Genomic DNA, 24,712 nt, shown 5'->3' on the forward strand with positions numbered 1-24,712 from the left:
GGTCAGCGGCCGGGCGGCGGCTGGTCGGCGCGCGTGGGCCGTACGGTCGGATCCGGCGCGTCCGCGGTGGCGTGCCGGCCGGTGCCGACGTTGGACTGCGGCCAGCGCCCGCCGGCCGTGACCGTCTGCTCGGGCGCCCACCGGTCCGGCCCGGATCCCGCCCGGTTGTTGATCATCGTGGCGAGCGACCAGATCACGAACACGTCCAGCGCGATGACCAGGATCGACCAGAACGGGTAGTGCGGCAGGAAGAAGAAGTTGTTCACCGCGGACAGCGCGGCGAGCGCGATCGCGGTGACCGCCGCCCAACTGGCGCCGGCGAACAGGAACAGGCCGACCACCACCATGAGCGCCCCGATGACCAGGTGGATCCAGCCCCAGCTGGTCGTGTTCAGGTCGAACAGGTAGTTCCGGGTGACGAGGTAGAAGGTGTGCCGGACGATCCCGATGATCCCCATGATCGCCTGGAAGATGCCGGTCACCACGAGCAGCGTGGCGGCGAAGACCGATCCGGCCACCGCCCAGCCGTTCCGGGCAGGTTGAGACATGGCTTCCCCCTCCGGCATGCCGTATCCCTCGACGGTATGCGCGGCGGGCCGCGACGGTGCCGGAAACGGCGGAATCCGCGCGGACCGCACCGGCACAGTACTGTCCACAGTGGAGTGCTCGGGTGGCGTTCGGCGTACCGGTCGCGAAGCGCGTCGTGCTGGTACGTAAGGGAAGCATCGCCACGCGGCGGACCTCCGGGACGGTACCGGAGGGGTTTTCGGGTTCGCCGACCGCGACGCACCGTTCGCCATACGATCGGCCTCGACCAGGCGGCAGACGACCGGGGGGAACGGATGAGCGATCTGGTGGCAATCGGGTACCGCGACGTCACGACGGCCGAAGGTGCCCGGGAGAAGATCCTCGACCTGCAGCGGGAGGGCCTGATCACGGTCCGGGACGCGGCGATCGTGGAGGCACGCCCGGACGGCAAGATCAAGCTGCACCAGACCCGCAGCACCACCGGGTACGGTGCGGCCGGCGGTGCCATGTGGGGCGGCCTGATCGGCCTGCTGTTCTTCGCTCCGCTGCTGGGCATGGCGGTCGGTGCGGCCGGCGGCGCGCTGGCCGGGAAACTCACCGACGTCGGCGTCGACGACAGCTTCATGAAGGACATCGGTGCCACCCTGCAACCGGGTACGGCGGCGCTGTTCCTGCTCGTCGACCAGGTGACGCTGGACAAGGTGGTCGCGGGGCTCGCGCCGTTCCACTTCGACGGGAAGATCCTGCGCACCTCGCTGTCCGCCGACGCCGAACAGCACCTGCGCGACGTCGCCGCGCAGGCCCGCGCCGACGCAACCTGAGGCGGTACGCGGGCGCCGGTGGCCGGTCGGATCCACCGACCGGCCACCGCTGTCGTACGGGCGGGTTCCGTTGTCCGGCAAGCGTTCCCGGTCAGTCGGGCTCGGCGACCGGCTGCGCCGCGGACGGCTCCGGCGGTCGGGGACCAGCCGGCTCCGGCCGCCCGCCGGCCACCACCGTCCGGATCCGGGGACGCCGCCGCGACAGCCACACGCCGAACAGGCACAGCGCCCCACCGGCGAACGCGAGCGCCACCGGTACCTCGCCGAGAAGCAGCCAGCCGAGCAGGATCGCCAGCGGCGGCACCAGGTACGTGGTGGTACCGGCGCGGCCGGCGCTCGTCCGGGCCAGGGCGTACGCCCAGGTGGTGAACGCGAGGGCGGTCGGCCCGACGCCGAGGAACACGACCCACAGCGCGGCGGACGGCGCGGCGGCGACCTCACGGACCAGGCTCGGCGCGTAAGGCAGGCAGCAGACCGCCGCGACCGTACTGGCGAGCCAGGTGACGCGCAGCGCGGACACCGTTGCCAGCAAAGGCTTCTGCGACACCACACCCACCGCGTACGCGACGGCGGAGACGAGGCAGAGGACGACGCCCCAGCCGTCCGCGCCACCGCCGGACGAGGTGGCGAGCCCGATCACGACCACCCCGGCGAACGCGACGAGGCTGCCGACCAGCAGCGCCCGCGGGAACCCCTCGCGCAGCAGCAGGCCGGCGAGGACGGCGACGAGGATCGGGCCGATGTTCACGAGCATCGCCGCGGTACCGGCGTCGACCCGGCGCTCCGCGGCGTTCAGCGCGACGTTGTAGATGCCGAACCACGCGACACCGCACACCACGACGAGCAGCCAGGCCCGCCCGCGCGGCCACCCCGTCGCGGTGGGCGCGCCGGTGCGTTCGCGGCGGAACAGCACCACCACGCCGAGTACCAGGCTCGCGACCACCAGCCGGCCCAGCGCCACCGGACCCGGCGACAGCACGTGGCCCACCTGCCGGATCGCCACGAACGCCGACGCCCACAGCAGTACCGTCACCGCCGCGGCGACGAGCGTCAGCGGGGCGGTACGGCGGGGCGGTGTCGGCACGTCCGCCAGTCTGCCGGCGGCCGCGGGCGGTGTCCGGCGGGAATCGGTCGTCATGGCCAGACCCTAGAACCGGAACCGTTCGGTACGAACCGAAGCGTGGCGTGGGCCACGGCCGCCTGGCCGTCGGTGACAGGCCGGCGTCGGCGGTGACGCGGGTGGCGACGATCCGCTGCCTGCTGGAGTCCGCCCCAGCCCCGACGACCACCCACTGTCCGGTACTGCCACGGTGGCGAGCGCGCCACCCGGCCGCGCGCCGTTGGCTTCCCGTACTGGACGACCGGATCGCGGTTCTCGTCCGGGTTCGTAGCCAGTTGGCCGATCGGCTGGACGCCGCGACCGCGCCACCCGACTGACCGGTTCGCGCGCAATGCCCGGCGCAGCGCAGGGATTCGGATCGTTCGGTGAATGTCAAGCCTTGTTCTCGACGCGGGGCGGGACGGTACTCTCGGGCACCTTGAGCGGTCCGCGGCGTTCGTTTCGGCCTACGCGGCGGGCCGGGTTTGCGGCTGCTGTGCGCTGGGTGAGGGGGCCCGTGGAGTCCCCGTGACCGTGAATGGGGGCGGGCGCGCTGGTGTGGGGAGGTACCCGGTTCGCCGGTATGGGGCGGTTCGGGGTGGTCTGGTCGGGCCAGGTCGTCACGCTCGTCGGCAACTCGGTGCTGCGCTTCGCGTTCGTGGTGCGCGCGTGGACCGAGGGCGGCCAGGCCACCAGGGTGGTACTGCTGTCACTCTGCGCCATGCTGCCCCAGTTGCTGCTCAGCCCCACCGCCGGCGCGCTCGTCGACCGCGTCAGCAAGCGGACCGCGCTCCAGCTCGCCGACGCCGGCGGCCTCGTCACCATCGGCGCCCTCGCCCTCGTGTACGCCACCGGTCACCTCCAGTCCTGGCAGGTGTACCTGGCGGTGGCGCTGCTGGGCGCGGCCGCGGCGGCACAGTACCCGGCGCTGTCGTCGGCCGTGCCGCTGCTCGTACCGAAGGAGAACCTGCAACGGGCGAACGGGCTGCTCGCCACCGCGCGCAGCGCCGCGGACGTGTGCGGGCCGGCGCTCGCCGGCGTGCTCGTCGCGACCACCGGGCTCGGCGTGATCCTCGCCCTCGACCTCGCCACCTTCGCGTTCGCGCTCGTCACCGTGCGGGTGGTCGGGCTGCCGCGTACCCGGCCGGAAACCGTTGCGGCGCACCGTAAGCGGCTGCTCGCCGACTCCGCCGAGGGGCTGCGGTACCTGCTGGGCCGGTCCAGCCTGCGCGGGCTCACGCTGATCTTCTGCGCGGTGAACCTGGTCATGGTGTTCGGGTTCGCCGTCGTGCAGCCGATGATCCTGGCCCGCACCGGCAACGACACCGCGACGCTCGCCAGCGTCCTCACCGCGATGGGGATCGGCGGCATCGCCGGCGGGCTGCTGCTCGCCGCGTGGGGCGGCCCGAAGAACCGGGTCCGCGGCATGATGCTCGGCATCGTCGGCATGTGCCTGTCCGCGCAGGTCGCCATGGCCGCCGCCCGCGGACTGCCGGCCTGGTGCGCGGCGATCCTCGTCGGCGCGCTGCTGATGCCCGTCGTGAACGGCACCATGCAGGCGATCGTGCAGACGAAGGTGCCGCCGGAGAAGCAGGGCCGGGTGTTCGGCGCGGTCGTGTTCGTCGCGCAGGTCTCGATGCCCGTCGCGACCGTACTGGCCGGCCCGCTCGCCGACCACGTCTTCGAACCGCAGGCCACCACCGGCGGCGGACTCGTCGGCCTGCTCGCCCCCGTCGTCGGCACCGGACCCGGCGCCGGGGTGGCCACCATGCTGCTGATCGCCGGCGCCCTCGGCACCGTCGTCGCGCTGGCCGGCCTCGCCACCACCGCCGTCCGCGACCTCGACCTGCTGGTACCCGATCTCGACACCGCCGCAGCGAAACAACCCTCGGGAGGCTGACGTGGGCACGAACCCGTTCGAGGACGACGACGCCACCTACCGGGTGCTGGTCAACGACGAGGAGCAGCACTCGCTGTGGCCCGTCGACGTGACCGTGCCGGCCGGCTGGCGCGTGGCGGTGGAGGCGGCGAGCCGCGCCGACTGCCTCGCGTACGTGGCGGAGCACTGGACCGACCTGCGTCCCGCGAGCCTGCGCCGATGACCGCGGACCGCTGCGTCCACGACCTCGTCGCCGAGCAGGCGGCCCGCCGCGGCACCGCCGTCGCGCTGGTCTCCGGCCCGGATCGGCTCAGCTACGCCGATCTCGACGCCGCCGCCACCCGACTCGCCCGCCGCCTCACCGCCTCCGGCGTACGCCGCGGCGACGTCGTCGCCGTGCACCTGCCCCGGTGCACCGACCTGGTCGTCGCCCTCCTCGGTACGCTGCGCGCCGGTGCGGCGTACCTCGTACTCGACCCCGACCTGCCCGCCGACCGCCGCGCCGCCCTGGCCACCGCCGCCCGCGCCGGCACCGTACTCGGGCGGCCCCTTCCGGGCCTGCGCCACGTGCCGGTGGCCGCCGACGGCGGTGGACCCGTTGGCGTGGCCGCCGCGGATTCCCCGCGCGACCACGGTGCCGCGCCGGCCGACGAACCCGCGCCCGGCGGGGGCGTGCGTACCGGTGGCGTTTCCTTGGCGGGCAACGGTTCCGGGGGATCGGCCGGCACGGTGTCCGGTGACCCGGGGGACACGGCGTGCGTGATGTTCACGTCCGGGTCGACGGGCGCGCCGAAAGGTGTGGCGGCGCCGCACCGGGCGATCGTCGGCACGCTCACCGGCCAGGACTACCTGCCGTTCACCGCCGACACGGTCTGGCTGTCGGTGGCGCCGGTGTCGTGGGACGCGTTCGCGCTCGAACTCTGGGGTGCGCTCTGCTTCGGCGGTACGTGCGTGCTGGCGCCCGGTTCGCGCCCCGACCCGCTGGCGATGGCCCGGCTGGTCGCCGAGCACGGCGTCACCGCCATGTACCTGTCGGCCAGCCTGTTCAGCCTCGTCGTGGACGAGTACCCGGCGGCGCTGGCGGGGTTGCGGCACCTGGTCGTGGGGGGCGAGGCGCCGTCGCCGGCGCACGTCCGGCGGGCGCTCGCCGAGTACCCGGATCTGGTGCTGCGCAACGGGTACGGCCCGGTCGAGGCGATGGTGTTCGTGACCACGCACCCGGTCGACCCGGCCGCCGACGGGCCGGTGCCGATCGGTACGGCGATCCGCGGCAAGGCGGTGCACGTGCTCGACGAACGGCTCCGCCCGGTCGCCGACGGCACGGTCGGCGAGCTGTACGCCGCCGGTGTCGGCATCGCGCACGGCTACCTGCACGACCCCGCCGCGACCGCCGAACGCTTCGTCGCCAGCCCGTACGGTCCGCCCGGCGACCGGCTCTACCGCACCGGCGACCTGGTGCGCTGGCACGCCGACGGGCCGTTGGAGTACGTGGGGCGGGCGGACGCCCAGGTCAAGATACGCGGCTTCCGGGTCGAACCGGCCGAGGTCGAGGCCGTCCTCACCGCGTACCCCCGGGTACGCCGGGCCGCCGTCGCCGCCGGCACCGACCACCGCGGTGACCGCCGCCTCGTCGCGTACCTGGTGGTCGACGGGACGCCGCCCGGCGTGGACGACCTCCGCGCGCACGCCGCCGCCACGCTGCCCGACTTCATGGTGCCCACCGCGTACGTGCCGGTCGCGTCGCTGCCGCTCACCCCGTCCGGCAAGCTCGACCGCCGCGCCCTGCCCGGCGCCGTCCCGGAGCCGGAGCGGGACACTTTCCTTGCTCCATCGGGGGATCCGGTCGCGTCGGTGGTCGACACCGCCGAGCCGGGTTCGTCGGCCGACGCGTCCACCGAGCCGCCGTCCGGGCCGGGCGTACCGGTGGATGTGGTCGGGGTGTTGCGGCGGTTGTTCGGCGAGGTGCTGGGGGTGCCGTCGGTCGGGCCGGACGACGACTTCTTCGCGCTCGGCGGCGACTCGCTGTCGGTGGCGCGGTTGCTGATCCGGATCCGCGCCACCCTCGACGCCGAGCCGGGCGTACGCGCGGTCTTCGCCGCACCCACCCCCGCCGGCCTCGCGCCGCTCGTGGCTCCCGAGGACGCGGCGGAATCCGTTGCGGTACAACACATCGCCACGCCGGCCGACGAGCTGACCCCGGCGCAGCAACGGTTGTGGTTCCTGGACCAGGTGGACGCCGGCCTCGCGTACACGATGCCGATCCTGTTCCGGTGGCGCGGTGCGGTGGATGCGGCGGCGCTGCGGGCGGCGCTCGCCGAGGTGGCCGACCGGCACGAGTCGCTGCGCACGCTGTTCGTCGCGGTCGACGGCAGACCCGTGCGCCGGGTACTCCCGAGCGTGCGCCCGGTCCTGGACGTGGTGGTCGGCGACCCGGCGGCGACGGTCGAGGCAGCGGCCCGGTACCGGTTCGACCTGGCCGCCGAGCCACCGATCCGCGCCACCCTCTGCACGGACCCCACGGACCCGTCGGCGCACGCGCTTCTCCTTGTCATGCACCACATCGCGGTCGACGGCTGGTCGCTGCCGCCGCTCGTCCGCGACCTCTCCACCGCGTACGCCGGGCGCCTCGGCACGCGGGGGAGCGCGGTCGAGGAACGCGTGACCCGGTCGCCGGACAGCGGCGCGACCCGGGGTCGATCCCTGCACATGCCCGAACCCCACCTCGACGCGTCCACGCCCCGGACCGCACCCACGCAGTCGGCGCGCGTGGCGCCGAGATCCGTTGTGGAGCAAGGGAACGAGGCAGGGCTGGCGTACTGGGTGGAACGGTTGCGTGGGATGCCGGAGGGTACGGCGCTGCCGCGCCGGGCGGACCGCCCGGCGGTACCCGCGGCGGACGCGGCGACCGTGCTGCGCCGGCTGGACGCGGCCGCGCACGGTGCGCTGGTGGAGCTGGCCCGGCGGTACGGGGCGACGCCGTTCATGGTGCTGCACACCGCTCTCGCCGCCGTACTGTCCGCCGCGGGCGCCGGCCCGGACGTCGCGGTGGGCGCGCCGGTCGCGGGCCGTACCAGGGAATCGGGTGACGCGGTCGGCTTCTTCGTGAACCTGGTGGTGCTGCGTGCCGCGGTGACCGCGGGCGACCCGGTGGGCGCGCTGCTGCACCGGGTACGCGACGCCGACGTGGCCGCGTTCGCGCACCAGGACACGCCGTTCGAGTCGGTGGTGGCGGCGCTCAACCCGGCGCGGCGGCCCGGCCGGCACCCGCTCGCGGACGTGGTCCTCGCGCTGCAGAACAACGCCCGCGCCACGTTGCGGCTGCCCGGTGTCGCCGCCCCCATGGAGGTGGTACGTACCGGCGCCGCGCGGTTCCCGCTGCTCGTCGACGTCACCGACCGGTACGACGCCACGGGTGCGCCGGCGGGTGTGGAGCTGACCGTGGAGTACCGGACGGACGAGTTCGCCGGGGAGGTGATGGCCTGGTTCGCCGATGCGCTGGTCGCGGTGCTCACCGCGCTGCCGGCGCACGAGGACACGCCGATCGGGGCGCTGCCGGGGGTGCCGCCGCTGCCGCCGGGCTGCCCGCCCGCCACCGCGTACGATCCGCTGCCGACTCCGGAAACCGTTGCGCCGCATCGTATCGAGGGCGCGGACGGCGGGCTGGTGGCGCGGATCGCGGCGATCTGGGCGGACGTACTCGGCGTGCCGGCGGTCGGCCCGGACGACGACTTCTTCGCGCTGGGCGGCAACTCGCTGCGCGCGGTACGGGTCGCGGCGCGGATCGCCACCCGGGAGGGCCTGGCGGCGACGGCGAACCACGTGTTCACCGCGCCGACCGTACGCGGGCTGGTCCGGGTGCTGGCCGAGGTCGGCCCCGCCGCCGCCGCGCCGATCCCGCGCCGGCCGCGGGTTCCGTTACGTACCAAGGGATCGGGGGACTGAGTCGTGGACCTGTCGGTGATGTTCTTCGGCGCGGACGACGCGGGCGCGGACGGCGGGCACGCCGCGAAGTACGACGAGATCCTGACGATCGCGCGGGCGGCGGACGCGCTGGGTTTCACGGCCGTGTGGACGCCGGAGCGGCACTTCCAGCAGGTCGGCCAGGTCTTCCCGAGCCCGCCGGTACTCTCCGCCGCGCTCGCCGTCGCCACCGAACGGATCGCCGTCCGGGCCGGCAGCGTGGTGCTGCCGCTGCACCATCCGCTGCGGGTGGTGGAGGACTGGTCGGTGGTGGACAACCTGTCGCGGGGCCGGATCGGCATCTCGGTCGCGACCGGCTGGCACTCGGCGGACTTCGTGCTCGCCCCGGACCACTACACGGACCGCCGCGAGCGCGCGCACGCGGACATCGCGCTGCTGCGCCGGTTGTGGGCGGGCGAGGCGGTGGAGTTCCCGGACGGTACCGGGAATCCCGTGCCGGTACGGCCGCAGCCGGCGCCGTTCTCGCCGCGGCTTCCGTTGTGGCTCACCAGTTCCGGGAACCCGGCGACGTGGGAGGCGGCCGGCCGGCTGCGCACGAACGTGCTCGCCGCAACGATCGGCCAGACCCGCGCCGAGCTGGCCGACAAGATCGTCCGGTACCGCGCGGCGTACGAGTCCGCCCCCGCTCAGCCCGGTACGGCCGAACGCGGCACGGTCACGCTGATGGCCCACACGTACGTCGGGGTCGACGACACCGGTGCGCGGCAACGGATCGACGCACCGCTGCTGGCGTACCTGCGGTCGTACGTGGGGCAGACGGCGGCGAACCGGGCCGGCGACGGCCGCGCCGCCACGCTGGACGACGCGCAGCTCGACCAGCTCGCCGGCTTCGCGCTGCGCCGGTACCTGAGCTGGGGCAGCCTGCTCGGCTCGGTGGACACCTGCCGCGCCACCCTCGACGACCTGGCCGCGATCGGCTGCGACGAGGTGGCCTGCTTCGTCGACTTCGGCCTCGACACCGACGAGGTACTCGCGGGCCTGCACCGGCTCGCCACCCTCGGAAAGGGCGTGGACGGATGAGCGGGACGGCGGAGCGGTTCGCGGCGCTGAGCACCGAGCAGCGCGTCGCGGTACTGCGCAGGCTGGTGGCGGCGGGCCGGCTGGCGGACATCCCGGCCGTGGTGCCGCCGCGTACGCCGGGGGCGCCGACGCGGCTCAGCCCGGCGCAACGCGACCTGTGGGTCTTCGAGGCGCTGTACCCGGAGGCCGCCGCCCTCAACCTGTGCTGCGCGTACCACTTCGACGAGCCGGTGGTGGCGGCCGACCTGGTGGCCGCGCTGTCGGCGGTGTGCGCGCAGCACGACGTGCTCCGGATGCGGGTGGTGGGGCCGCCCGACGACCCGCGCGTCGAGTACGCGGCAGCGGGCGAGTTCCCGCTGGAGCGCGTCGATCTGGCCGACGCGGGGACGAGCCTGGACGCGGCGCTGGCCGACTTCAGCCGGACCCGGTTCGACCTGGCGGAGCAGGCGCCGATCCGCGGCCGGCTCGTCACCGTGGACGAGCGGCGCAGCACGCTAGTCCTTGCGCTGCACCACATCGCGACCGACTGGTGGTCCTTCGACGTACTGCACGGCGAGTTCGCCGCGGCGTACCGGGCGGTGCGGGACGGGGCGCCGCTGCCGCACGAGCGCCCGGCCACGCAGTACGCGGACTTCGCCGGCTGGCAGGGCGAACTGGAACGGGCCGGCGTGTTCGACGCGCAGCTCGACTTCTGGCGCCGGTACCTGGCGGATCCGCCGGCGCCGCTGACCGTCGGCGGCACGGACGCGCCGGCCACCTCGTTCGACATCGAGCAGGTGCCGTTCCACCTGGACGCCGAGGTCGCGGCGGCGGTACGGGACGTCGCCCGCCGGCACGACGCCACCGTGTACGGCGTGCTCATGACGGCGTTCGCGGTCCTCGCGCACCGGCTGTCCGGCGCGCCCGACCTGGTCCTCGGCACCCCCAGCGCGAACCGGTCCGCCCGCGGCCTCGCCCGCACCATCGGGTACGTGATGAACGCGGTGCCGACGAGGTGGCGGATCGGGCCGGACGACACGTTCGCCGGGCTGCTGCGGCGGTTCACGGCGGAGTTCCCGGGGTTGCTGGCGCACGCGGACGTACCGGTGGGGCGGATCGTCGGTGCGGTGGACCCGCAGCGGGTGCCGGGCCGGTCGCCGCTGTTCCGCTGGGTGTTCATGCACCTGCCGAAGCAGCCGAGCGTCACCGCGCTGCGCTCGATCGCCGACCCGCGGCGGGTGCACACCGGCGGCGAGCACGACCTCGTCGGCATCCTCCGCGACACCGACGACGGCATCGCCGGCACGCTGGAGATCCGCACCGACGTGTACCCGCCGGAGACCGTACGGCGGTGGGCCGACGCGTTCGGGGTACTGCTCGGCGGGCTGCTGGCCGAGCCGGACGCGCCGGTGGACGCCGCGCCCTGGCTGTCCGTGGAACAGCGGAAATGGCTCGACGAAGCCGGATCCGGCCCGCCGGCACCGCCGCCCGCCACCCTCGTCGACCTGGTCGACCGGGCGGCGGCGGACACCCCGGACGCGGTCGCCGTCGACGCCGACACCGGCCCCTTGACGTACGCGGGCCTGGTGGCGCGGGTGGACGCGCTCGCCGCCCGGCTCGCCGCCGCCGGTGTACGGCCGGGGTCGACGGTGGCGCTGGCGCTCGGTCGTTCCGTGTCGGCGGTGGTCGGGCTGCTGGCCGTGCACCGCGCGGGCGCCGCGTACCTGCCGGTCGAGCCGGACCACCCGGCCGACCGGATCCGCTACCTGCTCGCCGACGCGGCACCGGTCGCGCTGCTCACCGACACGGCCACCGTCCGGACCCTGCCCCACACCGACCTGCCGCGCGTCCTCGTCGACGCCACCGACCCCGCCCCCGACCCCGTCCCACCCGTTCCGGTACGCCCCGGCGACGCGGCATGGGTGATGTACACGTCCGGGTCGACGGGGTGGCCGAAGGGCGTGGTCGTGACGCACGCCGGGATCGCCGGGCTGGCGGACGGCCTCGTCCGGGCGTTCGGGGTGGGGCCGGACAGCCGGGTCCTGCTGCTCGGGGCGCCCGGTTTCGACATCTCCGTCGGGGAGCTGTGCCTGGCGTTCGGCGCCGGCGGCACCCTGGTCGTACCGCCGGCGGGGCCGCTGGTCGGCGCCGAGCTGGGCGCGGTCCTCGCCGACCGGCGGATCACCGCGACGCTCGCGCCCCCGACCGTCCTGTCCGGCGTACCGGCGGGCTCCTACCCGGCCCTGCGTACGGTCTGCGCCGGTGCCGACGTGTGCCCGCCCGAGGTCGTCGCGGCCTGGTCCACCGGCCGCACGGTGCGCAACGCGTACGGGCCGACCGAGGCGACCGTCGGCGCCACGGTCACCGATCCGCTGACCGCCGACGGCAGCACGCCACCGATCGGCCGCCCGCTGCCCGGCACCCGGGCGTACGTGCTGGACCGGCGGCTGGCGGCGGTGCCCGTCGGCGTCGTCGGCGAGCTGTACCTGGCCGGCCCGGCGCTGGCCCGCGGGTACCTGGGGCGGCCGGGGCTGAGCGCCGAACGGTTCGTCGCCGACCCGCACGTACCAGGCGGTCGGATGTACCGGACCGGCGACCTGGCCCGGTGGCGCCCGGACGGGCAGCTCGACTTCCTCGGCCGCGCCGACGACCAGCTCAAGCTCCGCGGCGTACGGATCGAGCCGGGTGAGGTCGAGGCGGTCCTGGCCCGGCACCCCGGCGTACGGCGGGCCGTGGTCGTGGCGCGCGGGGACACGCCCGCCGAGCGCCGCCTCGTCGCGTACCTGACCGGCGACGCCGACCCGGCCGAGGTCCGCGCGCACGCGCTCGCGACCCTGCCGGCGCAGCTCGTCCCGGCGGTGTTCGTACCGCTGGCGGAGCTGCCGGTGACCGCGAACGGCAAGCTCGACCGGGCCGCGCTGCCGGCGCCCGACAGCGGGCCGCGGCCGGCCACCCGCGCGCCGGCCGGCCCGGCCGAGGAGACGCTGTGCGCGCTGGTCGCCGACGTGCTCGGGGTACCGGGGGTGGGGGTCGACGACGACTTCTTCGCGCTCGGCGGCGACAGCATCATGGCGATCCAGCTCGCCGCGCGCGCCCGTACCGCCGGGTTGACGATCGGTCCGCGCGACGTGTTCACCGCCCGTACTCCGGCCGCGCTCGCCGCACGCGCGGTGCCGGTCACCCGCGCCGACACCGCACCGGACGACGGCGTCGGTGCCGTACCGCTGACGCCGGTGATGCGGTGGTGGCGGGAGGCCGGCGGCGCGGCCGACGAGTTCACGATGTCGGCGCTGCTGCCGGTGCCACCGCGCGCACCGGGCGCCCGGGTCGCCGCCGCGCTGGACGCGCTCGTCGCCCGGCACGGCGCGCTGCGGCTCCGGCTCGACGGCGACCACCTGGTCGTCGGCCCACCCGGTACGGCGCTGGCGTTGCGCCGGGTGCCCGCCGCCGGCTGGACCGCCGAGGAGATCCGGCGGGTGGCCGCGGAGACCGCCGCCGAGACCCGCATCGACCCGACGACCGGCGTACCGCTGCGCGCCGTCTGGTACGAGGGCGGCGGTCAGGTGCTGCTGACCGTGCACCACCTCGCCGTGGACGGGGTGTCCTGGCGGATCCTCGCCGACGACCTCGCCGCGCTGGTGTCCGGCCGCGTCGATCCGGCGCCGCCGGTGTCGTTCCGGACCTGGGCGCGGGCGCTCGCGGCGCAGCAGCCGCCCGACCCGGCGTACTGGCGGGACCTGCCGGCCGCGCCGTTGCTGCCGCCCGGCCCGGCTCCGGCGGGCGCCCGGCAGACGGTACGCGGCACGGTCGACGTGGCCTGGCTGCCCCGGATCCTCGCCGACTTCCGGTGCGGCGCCGACGACGTACTGCTGACCGCGCTGCTCGCGGCGGCGGCCCGCTGGCGCGGCCACGGCACCGGGCTGGTCGTGGACCGCGAGGGCCACGGCCGCGACGTACTCGACGGGCTGGACGTGTCCGGCACCGTCGGCTGGTTCACCACCCAGTACCCGGTGTGGCTGGGCGCCGAGGCCGCCGGCCCGGCGTACTGGACGGACGACGGTGCGCCGGGGCGGGCGTTGAAGCTCCTCAAGGAGCAGCTGCGGGCGGTGCCGGGCGGTGGCGTCGGCTACGGCCTGCTGCGGTACCTGCATCCGGACGGCGCCGCGCTCGCCGGCCGCCCGGCGCCGGACGTGCGGTTCAACAACCTGGGCCGGCTGGCGACCGGCGACGGCCCGGCCGGGGGTCTCGACCTGCTCGACACCGCCGGCCTGCCGCTCACCCACCCCGTCGAGCTCGACGTGTACGCGGACGGCGACACCCTCGTCGCGACCTGGTCGTACGATCCGGGCCGGCTGGACGGGGCCGCGGTGACGGCGCTGGCGGAGTACTGGGCCGCCGCGCTGACCCGACTGTCCACACAGGACGGTGGCGGTACCGCGTCGGACTTCCCGCTGGTCGGCCTGGACCAGGACCAGATCGACGCGCTGGAGGACGACCTCGACGACGACCCCGACGACCCCGACGATCCCCGGGGCCCGGACGGCTCGGCCGACGCGGGGGCCCGATGGCCCGGCTGAGCGACGTCCTGCCGGTCTCCCCGGCGCAGCAGGGGCTGCTGTTCCACGCGCTGCTCGGCGGCACCGGCCCGGACTTCTACCAGGTGCAGGCCCGGTTCGCGGTCGACGCACCGGTCGACGCGGACGCGCTGCGCGCCGCGGTCGACGGGCTGCTCGTCCGGCATCCCACCCTGCGCGCCTGCTTCCGGCACGTCGCACCGGACCGCCTCGTCCAGGCCGTACCGGAGCGGGTGTCGGTGCCGTGGCGGGAACTGGCCGTCGCGCCGGACGAGGTGGAGCCGCTGCTCGCCGCGGACCGGGCCCGGCGGTTCGACCCGGCGCGGCCGCCGCTGGTGCGCGCGCTGCTGCTGCGCCACCCGGACGGCTCCGGCGACCTGGTCCTGACCCTGCACCACATCCTCGTGGACGGCTGGTCCATGCCCGTTCTCGCCGCCGACCTCGCCACCCTGTACGCCGGCGGCACGCTCCCGCCGGCCCCCGCGTACCGGGAGTATCTGGGGTGGGTGGGGCGGCAGGACACGGCGGCGGCCGGGAGTGCCTGGCGTGCCGCGCTGGCCGGCGCTCGCCCGACCCTGCTGCGCCCCGACCACCGCACCACCGCCCCCGGCGTACTTCCGGAGACGGTGGAGGTGACGCTCCCCGCGGAGGCGGTACGGCGGCGCGGCCGGACCGCCGGCGTCACCGTCAACACCCTGGTACAGGTGGCGTGGGCGCTGGTACTGGCGCGGTGCGCGGGCAGCGACGACGTGGGCCGCGACGACGTGGGCCGCGACGACGTGGTGTTCGGCGCGGTGGTGTCCGGCCGGCCGGCGGAGGTGCCGGGCGTCGAGTCGATGGTCGGGCTGCTCATCAACACGGTGCCGGTCCGGGTCCGGCTGGCGGGCACCGTCGACACGCTGCTGCGCGCGGTACAGGCGGAGCAGGCCGCGCTCGCGCCGTACCATCACGTGCCGCTGGCGGAGCTGGGCGGTCACCTGTTCGACACGGTGCTGGCGTACGAGAGCTTTCCGCGGCCGGAGCCGCCGCCGACCGGACCCCGGCTGGTCGACGTACGCGACGCGACGCACTACCCGGTGACGGTGGCCGTGGTGGCCGGCGACGAGCTGCGGGTGCGCGTGTCGTACCGGCCGGATCTGGTCCCGGCGGCCGAGGCGGCGCTGCTCGTCGAGCGGCTGCGGCACACCCTGACCGTGCTCGCCGGTCCGGACCGCCCGGTCGCCGACGTCGACGTACTCCCGCCGGCCGAGCGCGCCGCGCTGCTCCCCGCCGTCCCCGGCGTACCGGAGGAGACGGTGACCGGGCGCTTCGACACCTGGGCGCGGCGTACGCCGGACGCGGTGGCGGTGGTCGACGGCGCGCGCACGACCACCTACCGGCAGCTGGCGGAGGCGGCCGGTCGGTTGGCTGGATCGCTTGCGGCGCAAGGCATCGCGGCCGAGACTGCGGTGGGTGTCGCGCTGCCGCGGTCGACCGACCTCGTCGTCGCGCAGCTCGGCACGCTCCTCGCCGGCGGCTGCTACGTACCGCTGGATCCGGCGCAGCCGGCGGACCGCCTCCGCGGCCTGCTCGCCGCCGCCGACGTCCGGTACGTGCTGGCCCCCGCGCCGCCGGACTGGCTGCCGCCCGGCGTGCGCTGGCTGGACCCGGCGGCGCCGTCGCCCGGCGTACCGCCGAAGGGTTGCGTGCGGCCGGAGTCGGCGGCGTACGTGATGTTCACGTCCGGGTCGACGGGGGAGCCGAAGGGCGTCGTCACGACGCACGCGGCGGTGGCGGCGCTGGCGGCGGACCCGCTGTTCGCCGGCCCGGCACACCGTCGCGTACTGCTGCACAGCCCGCACACGTTCGACGCGGCCACGTACGAGATGTGGGTGCCGTTGCTGACCGGGGGCACCGTGGTCGTCGCGCCGCCGGGGCCGCTCGCGGTGGACCGGCTGGCGGAGCTGACGGCCGGGGTCGGCGCGCTGTGGCTGACCGCGGAACTGTTCCGCACGGTGGCCGAGGTGGCGCCGGGCGCGCTGGCCGGGCTGACCGAGGTGTGGGCGGGCGGCGACGTGCTCGACCCCGCCGCGGTACGCCGGGTCCGCGCCGCGTGCCCCCGCCTCACCATCGTCGACGGGTACGGGCCGACGGAGGCGACGACGTTCGCCACCGCGTACCGGGTGGACGGGGTGCCGGCGGGTGCCGTGCCGATCGGGCGGCCGCTCGCCGGCGTCCGGGCGTACGTGCTGGACGCGCGGCTGCGGCCGACGCCGGTCGGTGCGGTCGGCGAGCTGTACCTGGGCGGCGCCGGGCTGGCCCGCGGGTACGTGGGGCGCCCGGCGCTCACCGCCGAACGTTTCGTCGCCGACCCGTACGCACCGGGCCGGCTGTACCGGACCGGGGATCTGGTGCGCCGCACCACGACCGGGGACCTGGAGTTCGTGGGCCGGGCCGACGCGCAGGTGAAGGTGCGCGGGCACCGGGTGGAGCCGGCCGAGGTCGAGGCCGCGCTGCTGGCCGTCCCTGGCGTACGCGGGGCGGCGGTCGCGGCGCGGCCCGACCCGGCCGGCGGTCGCCGCCTCGTCGGGTACGTGGTGCCCGCCGACGTGGACGTGCCCGCCGTCCGGCGGCAGCTCGCCGAGCGGCTGCCGCGCCACCTGCTGCCCGCGGTGTACGTGCCGCTGGCGGCGCTGCCGCTGACCCCGCACGGCAAGCTGGACCGGGCCGCGCTGCCCGACCCGCCGGACCCGGCGCCCCGCCCGGCGACGCGGGTGGCGGTCGGCCGGGTCGCCGCGCTGTGCCGCCTGTTCGCCGCCGTACTCGGACGCGACGAGGTCGGCCCGGACGACGGCTTCTTCGAGCTGGGCGGGCACTCGCTGGCGGCGATGCGGCTCGTCGCGGCTCTCGCCACCGACCTGTCCGTACGGGTGCCGGTGAGTGCGGTGTTCGCCGCGCCGATCCCGGCGCTGCTCGCCGAGCGGCTGGAGCGGTCGGTGCCCGACCTGGGCCTGGCGCCGCTGCTGACGCTGCGCGCCGAGGGCGCCGCGACCCCGCTGTTCTGCGTACATCCGGGCATGGGGGTGGGGTGGACGTACGCGGCGCTGCTGCCGCACCTGTCCCCGGACCGCCCGGTGTACGCGCTCCAGGCGCCCGCGCTGTCCGGCGGCCCGCTGCCCGGGTCGGTCACCGCGATGGCCGACGAGTACCTGGCGCGGATCGCCGCGGCGCGCCCGACCGGGCCGTACCGGTTGGCGGGGCGGTCGTTCGGCGGTCTGCTGGCGTACGAGCTGGCGGTGCGGCTGCGGGCGGCCGGCGAGCGCGTCGAGCTGGTCGCGGTACTCGACGCGGCGCCGCAGCACGGCCCGGTGGCCGAGCCGGACCCGGACCTGGTGGCGGACGAGACGCTGCGGATCCTGCTGCGCAGCGGCCTGGTGCCGGTGCCCGCCGGTCCGCTGTCCCGGGACGCCGTGCTCGACGCGGTCCGCGCCGCCGACGGCCCGCTGTACGGCTGGCCCCGCCGGACGCTCGCCCGCGCCGCCGACCTGTGCGCCCGGCACATCACGCTCGCGCACACCTACCGCCCCACCCGGTACGACGGGGCGGTGGCGCTGGTGTCCGCCACCGCCGACGGCCCCGGTACGCCGGCGAAGGAGCGGGCCTGGCGGCGGGTCGCGGCCGACGTCCGGGTGTCCGAACTGGCGTGTACGCACGGCGCGATGCTGCGGCCCGACCAGGCGCCGCGGGTGGCCGCCGTCCTCGACTCGGAGGAGGTCTAGTGGACGAGTACGCGTTCGCGGTGTCCGCGGAGCAGCAACGGCTGCTGGTACTCGACCGGCTGCACCCGGGCAGCACGCAGTACCACGTGCCGGCGGCGTTCCGGGTGGTCGGGCCGTTCGACGTGGCGGCGTTCGTGCGCGCGCTGGGCGCCGTGGTGGCGCGGCACGAGGCGCTGCGCACCACGTTCCGGCCCGCCCCGGACGGCGGGTACGTGCAGGTCGTGGCCGCGGCGGCGGAGCCGGACGTGACCGTCGTGCGCGACGTACCGCCGGAGGGGCTGGACGCGGTGCTCGCCGGGCAGGCGCGGCGGCCGTTCGACCTGGCGCGCGGGCCGCTGCTGCGCTGCACCGTGGTCGGCACCACCGACGGCGGGCACGCGGTGCTGCTCGTCGCGCACCACATCGTCTGCGACGGCTGGTCGCTCGCCGTCCTCCTCGCCGACCTCGGCACCGCGTACGCCGACGCGGACGGGCTCGCGCCGCTGGCCCTCCAGTACCCGGATTATGCGGCGTGGCAACAGGAACGGCTCGCCGCCGGCGACTACGACGACGCCGTCCGGTACTGGCGGGACCGGCTGCGCGGCGCGCCGGACACGCTGGCGCTGCCGACCGACCGGCCGCGCCCGGCGGTGCAGTCGACCGCCGCGGACTCGACCCGGTTCGTCCTGGACGGCGCGCGGATCGCCGCGGTCGCGCGGGCGCACCGGACGACGTCGTTCACCGTGCTGCTCGCCGCGTACGCGGTGTTCCTGCGGCGGGTGTCGGGGCAGCGGGACCTCGTCGTCGGCGTACCGGTGGCGGGGCGGGACCGGGCGGACGTGCAGGAGCTGGTCGGCATGCTCGCCAACACCCTCGCCGTCCGAGTCGACGCCGGCGGCGCGCCCCCGTTCGCCGACCTGGTGGGGCGGCTGGGCGCCGAGCTGGCCGCGGCCCGGCCGTACCAGGACGCGCCGTTCGGTGCGGTGGTGGACGCGGTCGCGCCGTGCCGGGCGCTCAGCCACGACCCGCTGGTTCAGGTCGCCTTCGCGTACGACGACGACACCGAGCCGCGGCTGGAGCTGCCCGGCGCCACCGTCACCCGGCTGGACGTGCCGCTCGACGCCGCCAAGTTCGACCTCCTGCTGTACGTGGAGCGCGCCGGTGGCGACCTCGTGGCGCGGCTGATCCACCGCACCGACCTGTTCGACCCGGCGACCGTACGGCGCTGGGCGGACGCGTTCCGGGTGCTGCTGGCGGGACTGCTCGCCGACCCGGCCGCGCCGGTCACCGCGCCGCCGCTGCTGGACGCCGCCGAGTACGACCGGGTCGTCGGGGACTGGAACCGCACCGCCGCCACCGCGTCCGGGCTGGTACCCGACCTGGTGGCGGAGCGTGCCGCGGCCCGGCCGGACGCGGTCGCGCTGGTGTGCGGCGACACGACGCTGACGTACCGGGAGCTGATGGGGCGGGCGGACCGGATCGCCGAGCGGCTGCGCGCGGCGGGCGTCGGCCCGGAGGTACCCGTCGGCGTGTGCCTGCCCCGCTCGGCGGACATGGCTCTCGCGGCGCTCGCCGTGCTGCGGGCCGGCGGGGCGTACCTGCCGCTCGACCCCGAGCAGCCCACCGTACGGCTGCGCGCGCTGCTCGCCGACGCCCGCGCCCACCTGGTGCTCACCGCGCCCGGCCGCACCGACGACCTGGGCGTACCGACCGGGGTGCTGGCCGGCGACACGCTCGACGTGCCGGACGTCGCGCCCGGACCGGGTGGTGCGGTCGGCCCGGACACGCTGGCGTACCTGCTGTTCACGTCCGGCTCGACCGGTACGCCGAAGGCCGTCGCGGTCTGCCACCGGGCCCTCACCAACCTGACCGTCGCGGTACGCCCCGGCTTCGGCGTCACCGCCGACGACCGGGTCCTGCAGTACGTGTCGTTCGGGTTCGACGTGGCCGTCTCCGACCTGTTCTTCGCCTGGACGGCCGGTGCCGCGCTGCACGTCGCGACCGAGGACGAACGGCTCGGCGACGCGCTGCACGACCGGCTGCGCACCGACCGCATCACGTACGTGTTCCTGCCGCCCGCGGCCGGCATGTCGCTGCCCACCCGGCCCCTGCCCGACCTGCGTACGGTCGCGGTCGGCGGCGAGCCGTGCCCGCCGGAGTTCGTCGACCGCTGGGCCACCGACGGCCGCCGCGTCATCGACGCGTACGGCCCCAGCGAGAACACCGTGTACGCCACGACCGAGGTGCTGCGCCCCGGCGTACCGGTGCGGATCGGGCGGCCGGTGCCCAACGTCCGGGCGTACCTGCTGGACGAGTTGCTGCGGCCGGTGCCGGTCGGCGTGGTCGGCGAGATCTACCTGGCCGGCGACAGCCTCGCCCGCGGGTACGCGCACCGGCCCGGGCTGACCGCCGAACGGTTCGTCGCCGACCCGTTCGGCCCGCCCGGCACCCGCATGTACCGCACCGGCGACCTCGGCCGGTACGACGACAGCGGCGCCCTGTCGTACCTGGGGCGCAGCGACACGCAGGTCAAGGTGCGCGGCTTCCGGGTCGAGCTGGGCGAGATCGAGACCGTACTGGCCGGGCATCCCGCCGTCACCGCCGCGGCGGCCACCGTGCTCGGCGACCCGATCGACCGCCGCCTCGCCGCGTACGTGGTGGGCGACGACGTGCCGTCGCAGGCCGAACTCCGCGGCTGGCTCGCCGAACGCCTGCCCGGCTACCTCGTACCGGACGCGGTGGTCCGGCTCGACGCGCTGCCCACCGGCCGCTCCGGCAAGCTGGACCGGGCCGCGCTGCCCGCCCCACCGACCGGCCGGCCCGCGCTCGCCCAGCCGTACGCGGCGCCGGAAACGCCGACGCAGCAACGGATCGCGGCCATCTGGCGCCGGGTACTCGGCCTGGCCGAGGTCGGCGTGCACGACACGTTCTTCGACCTCGGCGGCAACTCGGTACGCCTGCTCGCGGTGCTCACCGCGCTGCGCGAGGACGGCCTCGCCGCCGACCTCGGCCTCGTCGACCTGTTCCGCCACCCGACCGTCGCCGCGCTCGCCAGCCGGCTCGACACGGCGACCGGCACCCCGCCGGACGCCGACGACGCGGCCCGCCGGGGCCGTGACCGCCGCGCCCGACTGGCCGCGGCCCGTACCGCGAAGGGATCGTGAGGAGATGACCGACACCGCCGTGGCGATCGTGGGCATGGCCGGCCGTTTCCCCGGCGCGCCCGACCTCCGCACGTACTGGGCGAACCTGCGCGCGGGCGTCTGCGCGATCACCGACCTGCCCGCCGACGACGGCGACGCGCACCCCGACCTGGTCCGCTCCGGCGGGTACCTGGCGGACGCGGACCGGTTCGAGGCGGAGCTGTTCGGCGTCAACGCGCGCGAGGCGGCCATCCTCGACCCGCAGCACCGGCTGCTGCTGGAGACCGCGTGGCAGGCGTTCGAGGACGCCGGGTACGACCCGCGCAACGCCCCGCCCGACACCGGCGTGTACGTCGGCGGCAGCCCCACCGGGCACATGGTCGCCGCCGCCGCGGACCCGACGCTGGCCGCCGAGTTCGGGACGATGCAGGTGCGTACGCTGACCGACCGGGAGTTCCTGGCGCCGTGGCTGTCGTACCGGTTCGGGCTGACCGGGCCGAGCCTGACGGTGCAGGCCGCGTGCGCCACCTCGCTCGCCGCCGTGCACGTGGCGGCGCAGGCGCTGCTGCTGGGGGAGTGCGACACCGCGCTCGCCGGTGGCGTCTCCGTCGAGTCCGTCCGCCCCCGCGGCTACGTCCACCAGGACGGCGGGATCCTGTCCCGGGACGGCCGCTGCCGCCCGTTCACCGCCGACGCCGACGGCACCGTACCGGGCAGCGGGGTCGGGGTGGTGGTGCTGCGCCGGCTGGCCGACGCGCTCGACGCCGGCGACCCCGTGTACGCGGTGCTCCTCGGCTCGGCCGTCACCAACGACGGCGCCGCGAAGCTCGGCTTCACCGCACCCGGGGTGGCGCGCCAGACCGCCGCGATCGTCGAGGCGTGGTCGGCCGCCGGCCTGCCCCCGTCCGCCGCGCAGTACGTCGAGGCGCACGGCACCGCCACCCGCCTCGGTGACCGCGTCGAACTCTCCGCCCTCACCGCCGCCCTCGGCACGACCCCGGATTCCCTTGGTACGAAACGGATCGGGCTCGGCTCGGTGAAGGCCGCGATCGGCCACCTGGACGCGGCGGCCGGGGTCGCCGCCCTCGTCAAGGTGGCGCTGATGCTGCGGCACCGCACCGTCGTCGCCTCCCCGGGCGCGTCCCGGCCGCACCCGGACCTGGCCGGCACCCCGTTCACCCTGCCCACCGGTACGGCCGAGTGGCCGGCACCGGCGGACGGGCCGCGGCTCGCCGGGGTCACCGGTGTCGCGATCGGCGGCACCAACGTGCACCTGGTCCTCGCCGAGCCCCCGGTACCTGCACCGTCCACTGTGGACACAACCACCGAGGTGCTGCCGATCTCGGCCCGTACGCCCGGCCAACTGGGCACGATCGCCCGCGCCCTCGCCGCCGTACTCCGGGCACCCGACGCGCCGCGTCTCGCCGACGTCGGGCACACCCTGCGTACCGGACGCGCCGCGCTGTCGGTCCGTGCCGTCGTCGTGGCCGACGACCCCGGCCGGGCGGCCGACGCGCTCGACGCGATCGCCGCCGACCCCGGCCGCGCCGCGGACGCGATCGCCGACGGCACAACGGAATCCGCGCCCCTCACCACCGCGTGGCTGAACGGCGACGACGTGGACTGGCCGCCGCCGGCCGCGGGCGCGCGTCGCGTGCACCTGCCCGCGTACCCGTTCGCCGGCGACCACCGCGGCGCCCTCACCCTGCCCGGCACACCCACCGCCACCCCCGCGGAGAGTGCAGCGCCCGAGCCGGCCGGCGACGACGGGACGCCCGAGCCGGCCGGCGACCCCACCGCCGCGGTACTCGCCCTGCTCACCTCGACCCTCGCGCTCACCCCCGACGACCTCGACCGCACGTACTTCGCCGTCGGCGGCGACTCGCTCACCGCGATCCTGCTCGCCGGCCGGCTGCACGACGAGCAGGGCCTCGACGTACCGGTGGAACTGTTCCTGGAGCAGCTGACCATCCGCGAGCTCGCCGACCGGATCGTCGGCACCGCCGCCGACGAGGACGACGCGCTCGCCGCGCTGCTCGACGAGATCGAGTCGCAACCGTGACCACCGCCGCCCGTCCGCGGCCGGTGCACCCCGCCGGCCCGGACGCCGACCTCCTCGACCCCGACCTGCACGCCCGGTACGACCTGACCGAGGTCTGGCGGTGGCTGCGCGCGCACGACCCCGTCCGCCGGTACGACGGGTTCTGGGCGGTCACCCGGCACGCCGACGTGCTGCGCATCGCCCGCGACACCGAGCACTTCACCTCGCTGCGCGGCAACATGCTCGACACGCTGCTGCGCGGCCACGACGCCGGCGCCGGCCGGATGCTCGTCGTCACCGACGGGCCGTTCCACGCCGGGCTGCGGCGGCTGCTCGCCGACGGCTTCGGCCCGCGTACGCTCGGCCCCGTCACCGGCTCGATCGCCCGCGCCGCAACGGAACTCGTCGGCCGACTCGTCGCCCGCGGCGGCGGGGACCTCGTCGCCGAGGTGGCCGCGCAGATCCCGCTGCGCGCCATCTGCGACCTGCTCGGCGTCCCCGCCGGCGACCGGGACCGCGTCCTCGACCTCACCAACACCGCCATGCTCGGCGACCAGGCCACCGACGTCGGCGTCGAGGCCCGCATCGCCCGCAGCGAGATCCTCCTGTACTACACGCACCTCGCCACGCAACGCCGCGACGTACCCGGCGCGGACATCGTCAGCCGGCTCGTCACCGGCACCGTCGACGGCCGCCCGCTCACCGACGCCGAGATCCTGCTCAACTGCTACAACCTCATCATCGGCGGGGACGAGACCGCCCGGCTCGCCCTCGCCGGCGGCGTCCTCGCGCTCGCCGAACGGCCCGACGCGTGGGCCCGGCTGCGCGCCGACCCCGACCTGCTCGCGCCCGCCACCGAGGAGATCCTGCGCTGGACCGCACCCGCCGCGCACGTCGGCCGTACCGTCACCGCCGACACCGACCTGCACGGCCGGCACCTCGCCCCCGGCGACGTCGTCACCCTCTGGATCGCCTCCGCCAACCGCGACGAGCGCGCCTTTCCCGACCCCGACACGTTCGAGCCGGCACGCACCCCCAACCGCCACCTCACCTTCGGGTACGGCACGCACTTCTGCCTCGGCGCCCAGCTAGCCCGGGCCGAGATCCGCGCCGTACTCGCCGAGCTGTGCCGTACGGTCGCGTCGATCGACGTCGCCGGCCCCGTCACCCGCATCCCCTCCACCTTCATCACCGGCGTACGCACCCTGCCCCTCCACCTCACCCCGCGCTGACCGCGCGCAGGGCGAGGAGTTCGGGGGCGAGGAGGTGGACGGTGCGGCCGTCGACGGCGATCAGCCCGGCGCGGCGGAGCCGGGACAGTTCGCGGCTGACGGTCACGCGGGTGACGCCGAGCAGGTCGGCGAGGTCCTGCCGGCCACCGGGCAGGCGTACCACGTCGTCGTCGGCGGCGCGGTCGAGCAGCCAGCCGGCGAGCCGGGCCTGCGCCGGTACTCCCGCGGTCAGCCAGCGCCGCCGCTCGTCCCGGGCCGTGTCGGCGAGCTTCCGCAGCAGGTGCCGCCGGAGCGGGGCGTGGTCGTCGACGAGGTCGAGGAACCGGGCACGGGGCAGCCGGTACACCCGGCAGGGGCCGACGGCGGTGAGTGTCGCGGTGTGCCCGCCGCCGTCGGTGACGGCCACCTTGTCCAGCGCGCACGGCGCCGCGTACTCCCCGAACCGGAGCACCCGCCCGGACGCGGTGGCAGCGCTGGCGGCGACCCGGCCGGCGAGCAGGACGGGCAGGTCGGTGGCGGGTTCCCCGGCCCGGCACAGCACCCCGCCCGCCGGGTACGTCACCGCCGTCGGGTGCAGCGCCGCGAGGCGTTCCGCCGGTACCGCCGCGAACAGCGGTACGGCCCGGAGGGCTGACGTATCGCGTGATACAGACCGGGACACGCGGCACACCGTACGGT

General features: G+C 76.0%; 13 protein-coding genes. 10 read left to right on the top strand and 3 right to left on the bottom strand.

The window, feature by feature from the left end; all coding sequences use genetic code 11:
- Window positions 1-2: 2 nt before the first annotated feature.
- Window positions 3-548, bottom strand: a complete 546-nt coding sequence (locus tag Aru02nite_RS09690; RefSeq protein ID WP_203656812.1) for a DUF7144 family membrane protein — start codon at window positions 546-548, stop codon at window positions 3-5.
- Window positions 549-842: 294 nt separating this feature from the next.
- On the opposite strand from Aru02nite_RS09690, the gene Aru02nite_RS09695 reads away from it, so the two are divergent.
- The gene (locus Aru02nite_RS09695) at window positions 843-1,349 is read left to right on the top strand and encodes a DUF1269 domain-containing protein (protein WP_203656814.1); all 507 of its coding nucleotides are present in this window, start codon (window positions 843-845) and stop codon (window positions 1,347-1,349) included.
- 91 nt (window positions 1,350-1,440) lie between these two features.
- On the opposite strand, the gene Aru02nite_RS09700 is transcribed toward Aru02nite_RS09695, so the two are convergent.
- Entirely contained in the window at window positions 1,441-2,487 is a 1,047-nt protein-coding gene (locus Aru02nite_RS09700) for a DMT family transporter (protein ID WP_203656816.1), read from the bottom strand.
- A gap of 499 nt (window positions 2,488-2,986) precedes the next feature.
- Between Aru02nite_RS09700 and Aru02nite_RS09705 the strand changes: the two genes are divergently transcribed.
- Genes Aru02nite_RS09705 through Aru02nite_RS09745 form a run of 9 tightly spaced genes read left to right on the top strand, consistent with a single transcriptional unit; the run spans window position 2,987 to window position 24,034 of the window.
- Window positions 2,987-4,348 (top strand): MFS transporter, encoded by a 1,362-nt coding sequence (locus Aru02nite_RS09705; RefSeq protein ID WP_203656818.1) that lies wholly within the window; start codon window positions 2,987-2,989, stop codon window positions 4,346-4,348.
- Between the two features lies 1 nt (window position 4,349).
- Complete coding sequence (locus Aru02nite_RS09710; protein WP_203656820.1) at window positions 4,350-4,550, top strand: MbtH family protein; 201 nt, start codon at window positions 4,350-4,352, stop codon at window positions 4,548-4,550.
- Window positions 4,547-8,269, top strand: coding sequence for a non-ribosomal peptide synthetase (locus Aru02nite_RS09715; protein ID WP_203656822.1), 3,723 nt, complete (start codon window positions 4,547-4,549; stop codon window positions 8,267-8,269). The genes Aru02nite_RS09710 and Aru02nite_RS09715 overlap by 4 nt, the downstream gene beginning before the upstream one ends.
- 3 nt (window positions 8,270-8,272) lie before the next feature.
- Complete coding sequence (locus Aru02nite_RS09720) at window positions 8,273-9,328, top strand: MupA/Atu3671 family FMN-dependent luciferase-like monooxygenase (protein WP_203656824.1); 1,056 nt, start codon at window positions 8,273-8,275, stop codon at window positions 9,326-9,328.
- Entirely contained in the window at window positions 9,325-13,884 is a 4,560-nt protein-coding gene (locus tag Aru02nite_RS09725; RefSeq protein ID WP_203656826.1) for a non-ribosomal peptide synthetase, read from the top strand. Before Aru02nite_RS09720 ends, Aru02nite_RS09725 begins: the two co-directional genes overlap by 4 nt.
- Window positions 13,872-17,639: a non-ribosomal peptide synthetase gene (locus tag Aru02nite_RS09730; protein WP_203656828.1), complete on the top strand. Its 3,768-nt coding sequence runs from the start codon at window positions 13,872-13,874 to the stop codon at window positions 17,637-17,639. Before Aru02nite_RS09725 ends, Aru02nite_RS09730 begins: the two co-directional genes overlap by 13 nt.
- Window positions 17,639-20,782 (top strand): non-ribosomal peptide synthetase, encoded by a 3,144-nt coding sequence (locus Aru02nite_RS09735; protein WP_203656830.1) that lies wholly within the window; start codon window positions 17,639-17,641, stop codon window positions 20,780-20,782. Before Aru02nite_RS09730 ends, Aru02nite_RS09735 begins: the two co-directional genes overlap by 1 nt.
- Window positions 20,783-20,786: 4 nt before the next feature.
- Window positions 20,787-22,823, top strand: coding sequence for a type I polyketide synthase (locus Aru02nite_RS09740; protein ID WP_203656832.1), 2,037 nt, complete (start codon window positions 20,787-20,789; stop codon window positions 22,821-22,823).
- A complete protein-coding gene (locus tag Aru02nite_RS09745; RefSeq protein WP_203656834.1) occupies window positions 22,820-24,034 on the top strand; it encodes a cytochrome P450 in 1,215 nt (404 codons plus the stop codon). Before Aru02nite_RS09740 ends, Aru02nite_RS09745 begins: the two co-directional genes overlap by 4 nt.
- On the opposite strand, the gene Aru02nite_RS09750 is transcribed toward Aru02nite_RS09745, so the two are convergent.
- Window positions 24,021-24,695, bottom strand: coding sequence for a Crp/Fnr family transcriptional regulator (locus Aru02nite_RS09750; protein WP_203656836.1), 675 nt, complete (start codon window positions 24,693-24,695; stop codon window positions 24,021-24,023). The two genes, Aru02nite_RS09745 and Aru02nite_RS09750, sit on opposite strands and share 14 nt — an antisense overlap.
- Window positions 24,696-24,712 lie beyond the last annotated feature (17 nt).

It is taken from the genome of Actinocatenispora rupis (genome assembly GCF_016861975.1).
Lineage (GTDB): Bacteria > Actinomycetota > Actinomycetes > Mycobacteriales > Micromonosporaceae > Actinocatenispora > Actinocatenispora rupis.

Bases quoted from the DNA above. Each gene is read 5' to 3' on its own strand.
- Aru02nite_RS09690 (WP_203656812.1), bottom strand. From the start codon at position 548: ATGTCTCAACCTGCCCGGAACGGCTGGGCGGTGGCCGGATCGGTCTTC.
- Aru02nite_RS09695 (WP_203656814.1), top strand. From the start codon at position 843: ATGAGCGATCTGGTGGCAATCGGGTACCGCGACGTCACGACGGCCGAA.
- Aru02nite_RS09700 (WP_203656816.1), bottom strand. From the start codon at position 2,487: ATGACGACCGATTCCCGCCGGACACCGCCCGCGGCCGCCGGCAGACTG.
- Aru02nite_RS09705 (WP_203656818.1), top strand. From the start codon at position 2,987: ATGGGGGCGGGCGCGCTGGTGTGGGGAGGTACCCGGTTCGCCGGTATG.
- Aru02nite_RS09715 (WP_203656822.1), top strand. From the start codon at position 4,547: ATGACCGCGGACCGCTGCGTCCACGACCTCGTCGCCGAGCAGGCGGCC.
- Aru02nite_RS09725 (WP_203656826.1), top strand. From the start codon at position 9,325: ATGAGCGGGACGGCGGAGCGGTTCGCGGCGCTGAGCACCGAGCAGCGC.
- Aru02nite_RS09730 (WP_203656828.1), top strand. From the start codon at position 13,872: ATGGCCCGGCTGAGCGACGTCCTGCCGGTCTCCCCGGCGCAGCAGGGG.
- Aru02nite_RS09740 (WP_203656832.1), top strand. From the start codon at position 20,787: ATGACCGACACCGCCGTGGCGATCGTGGGCATGGCCGGCCGTTTCCCC.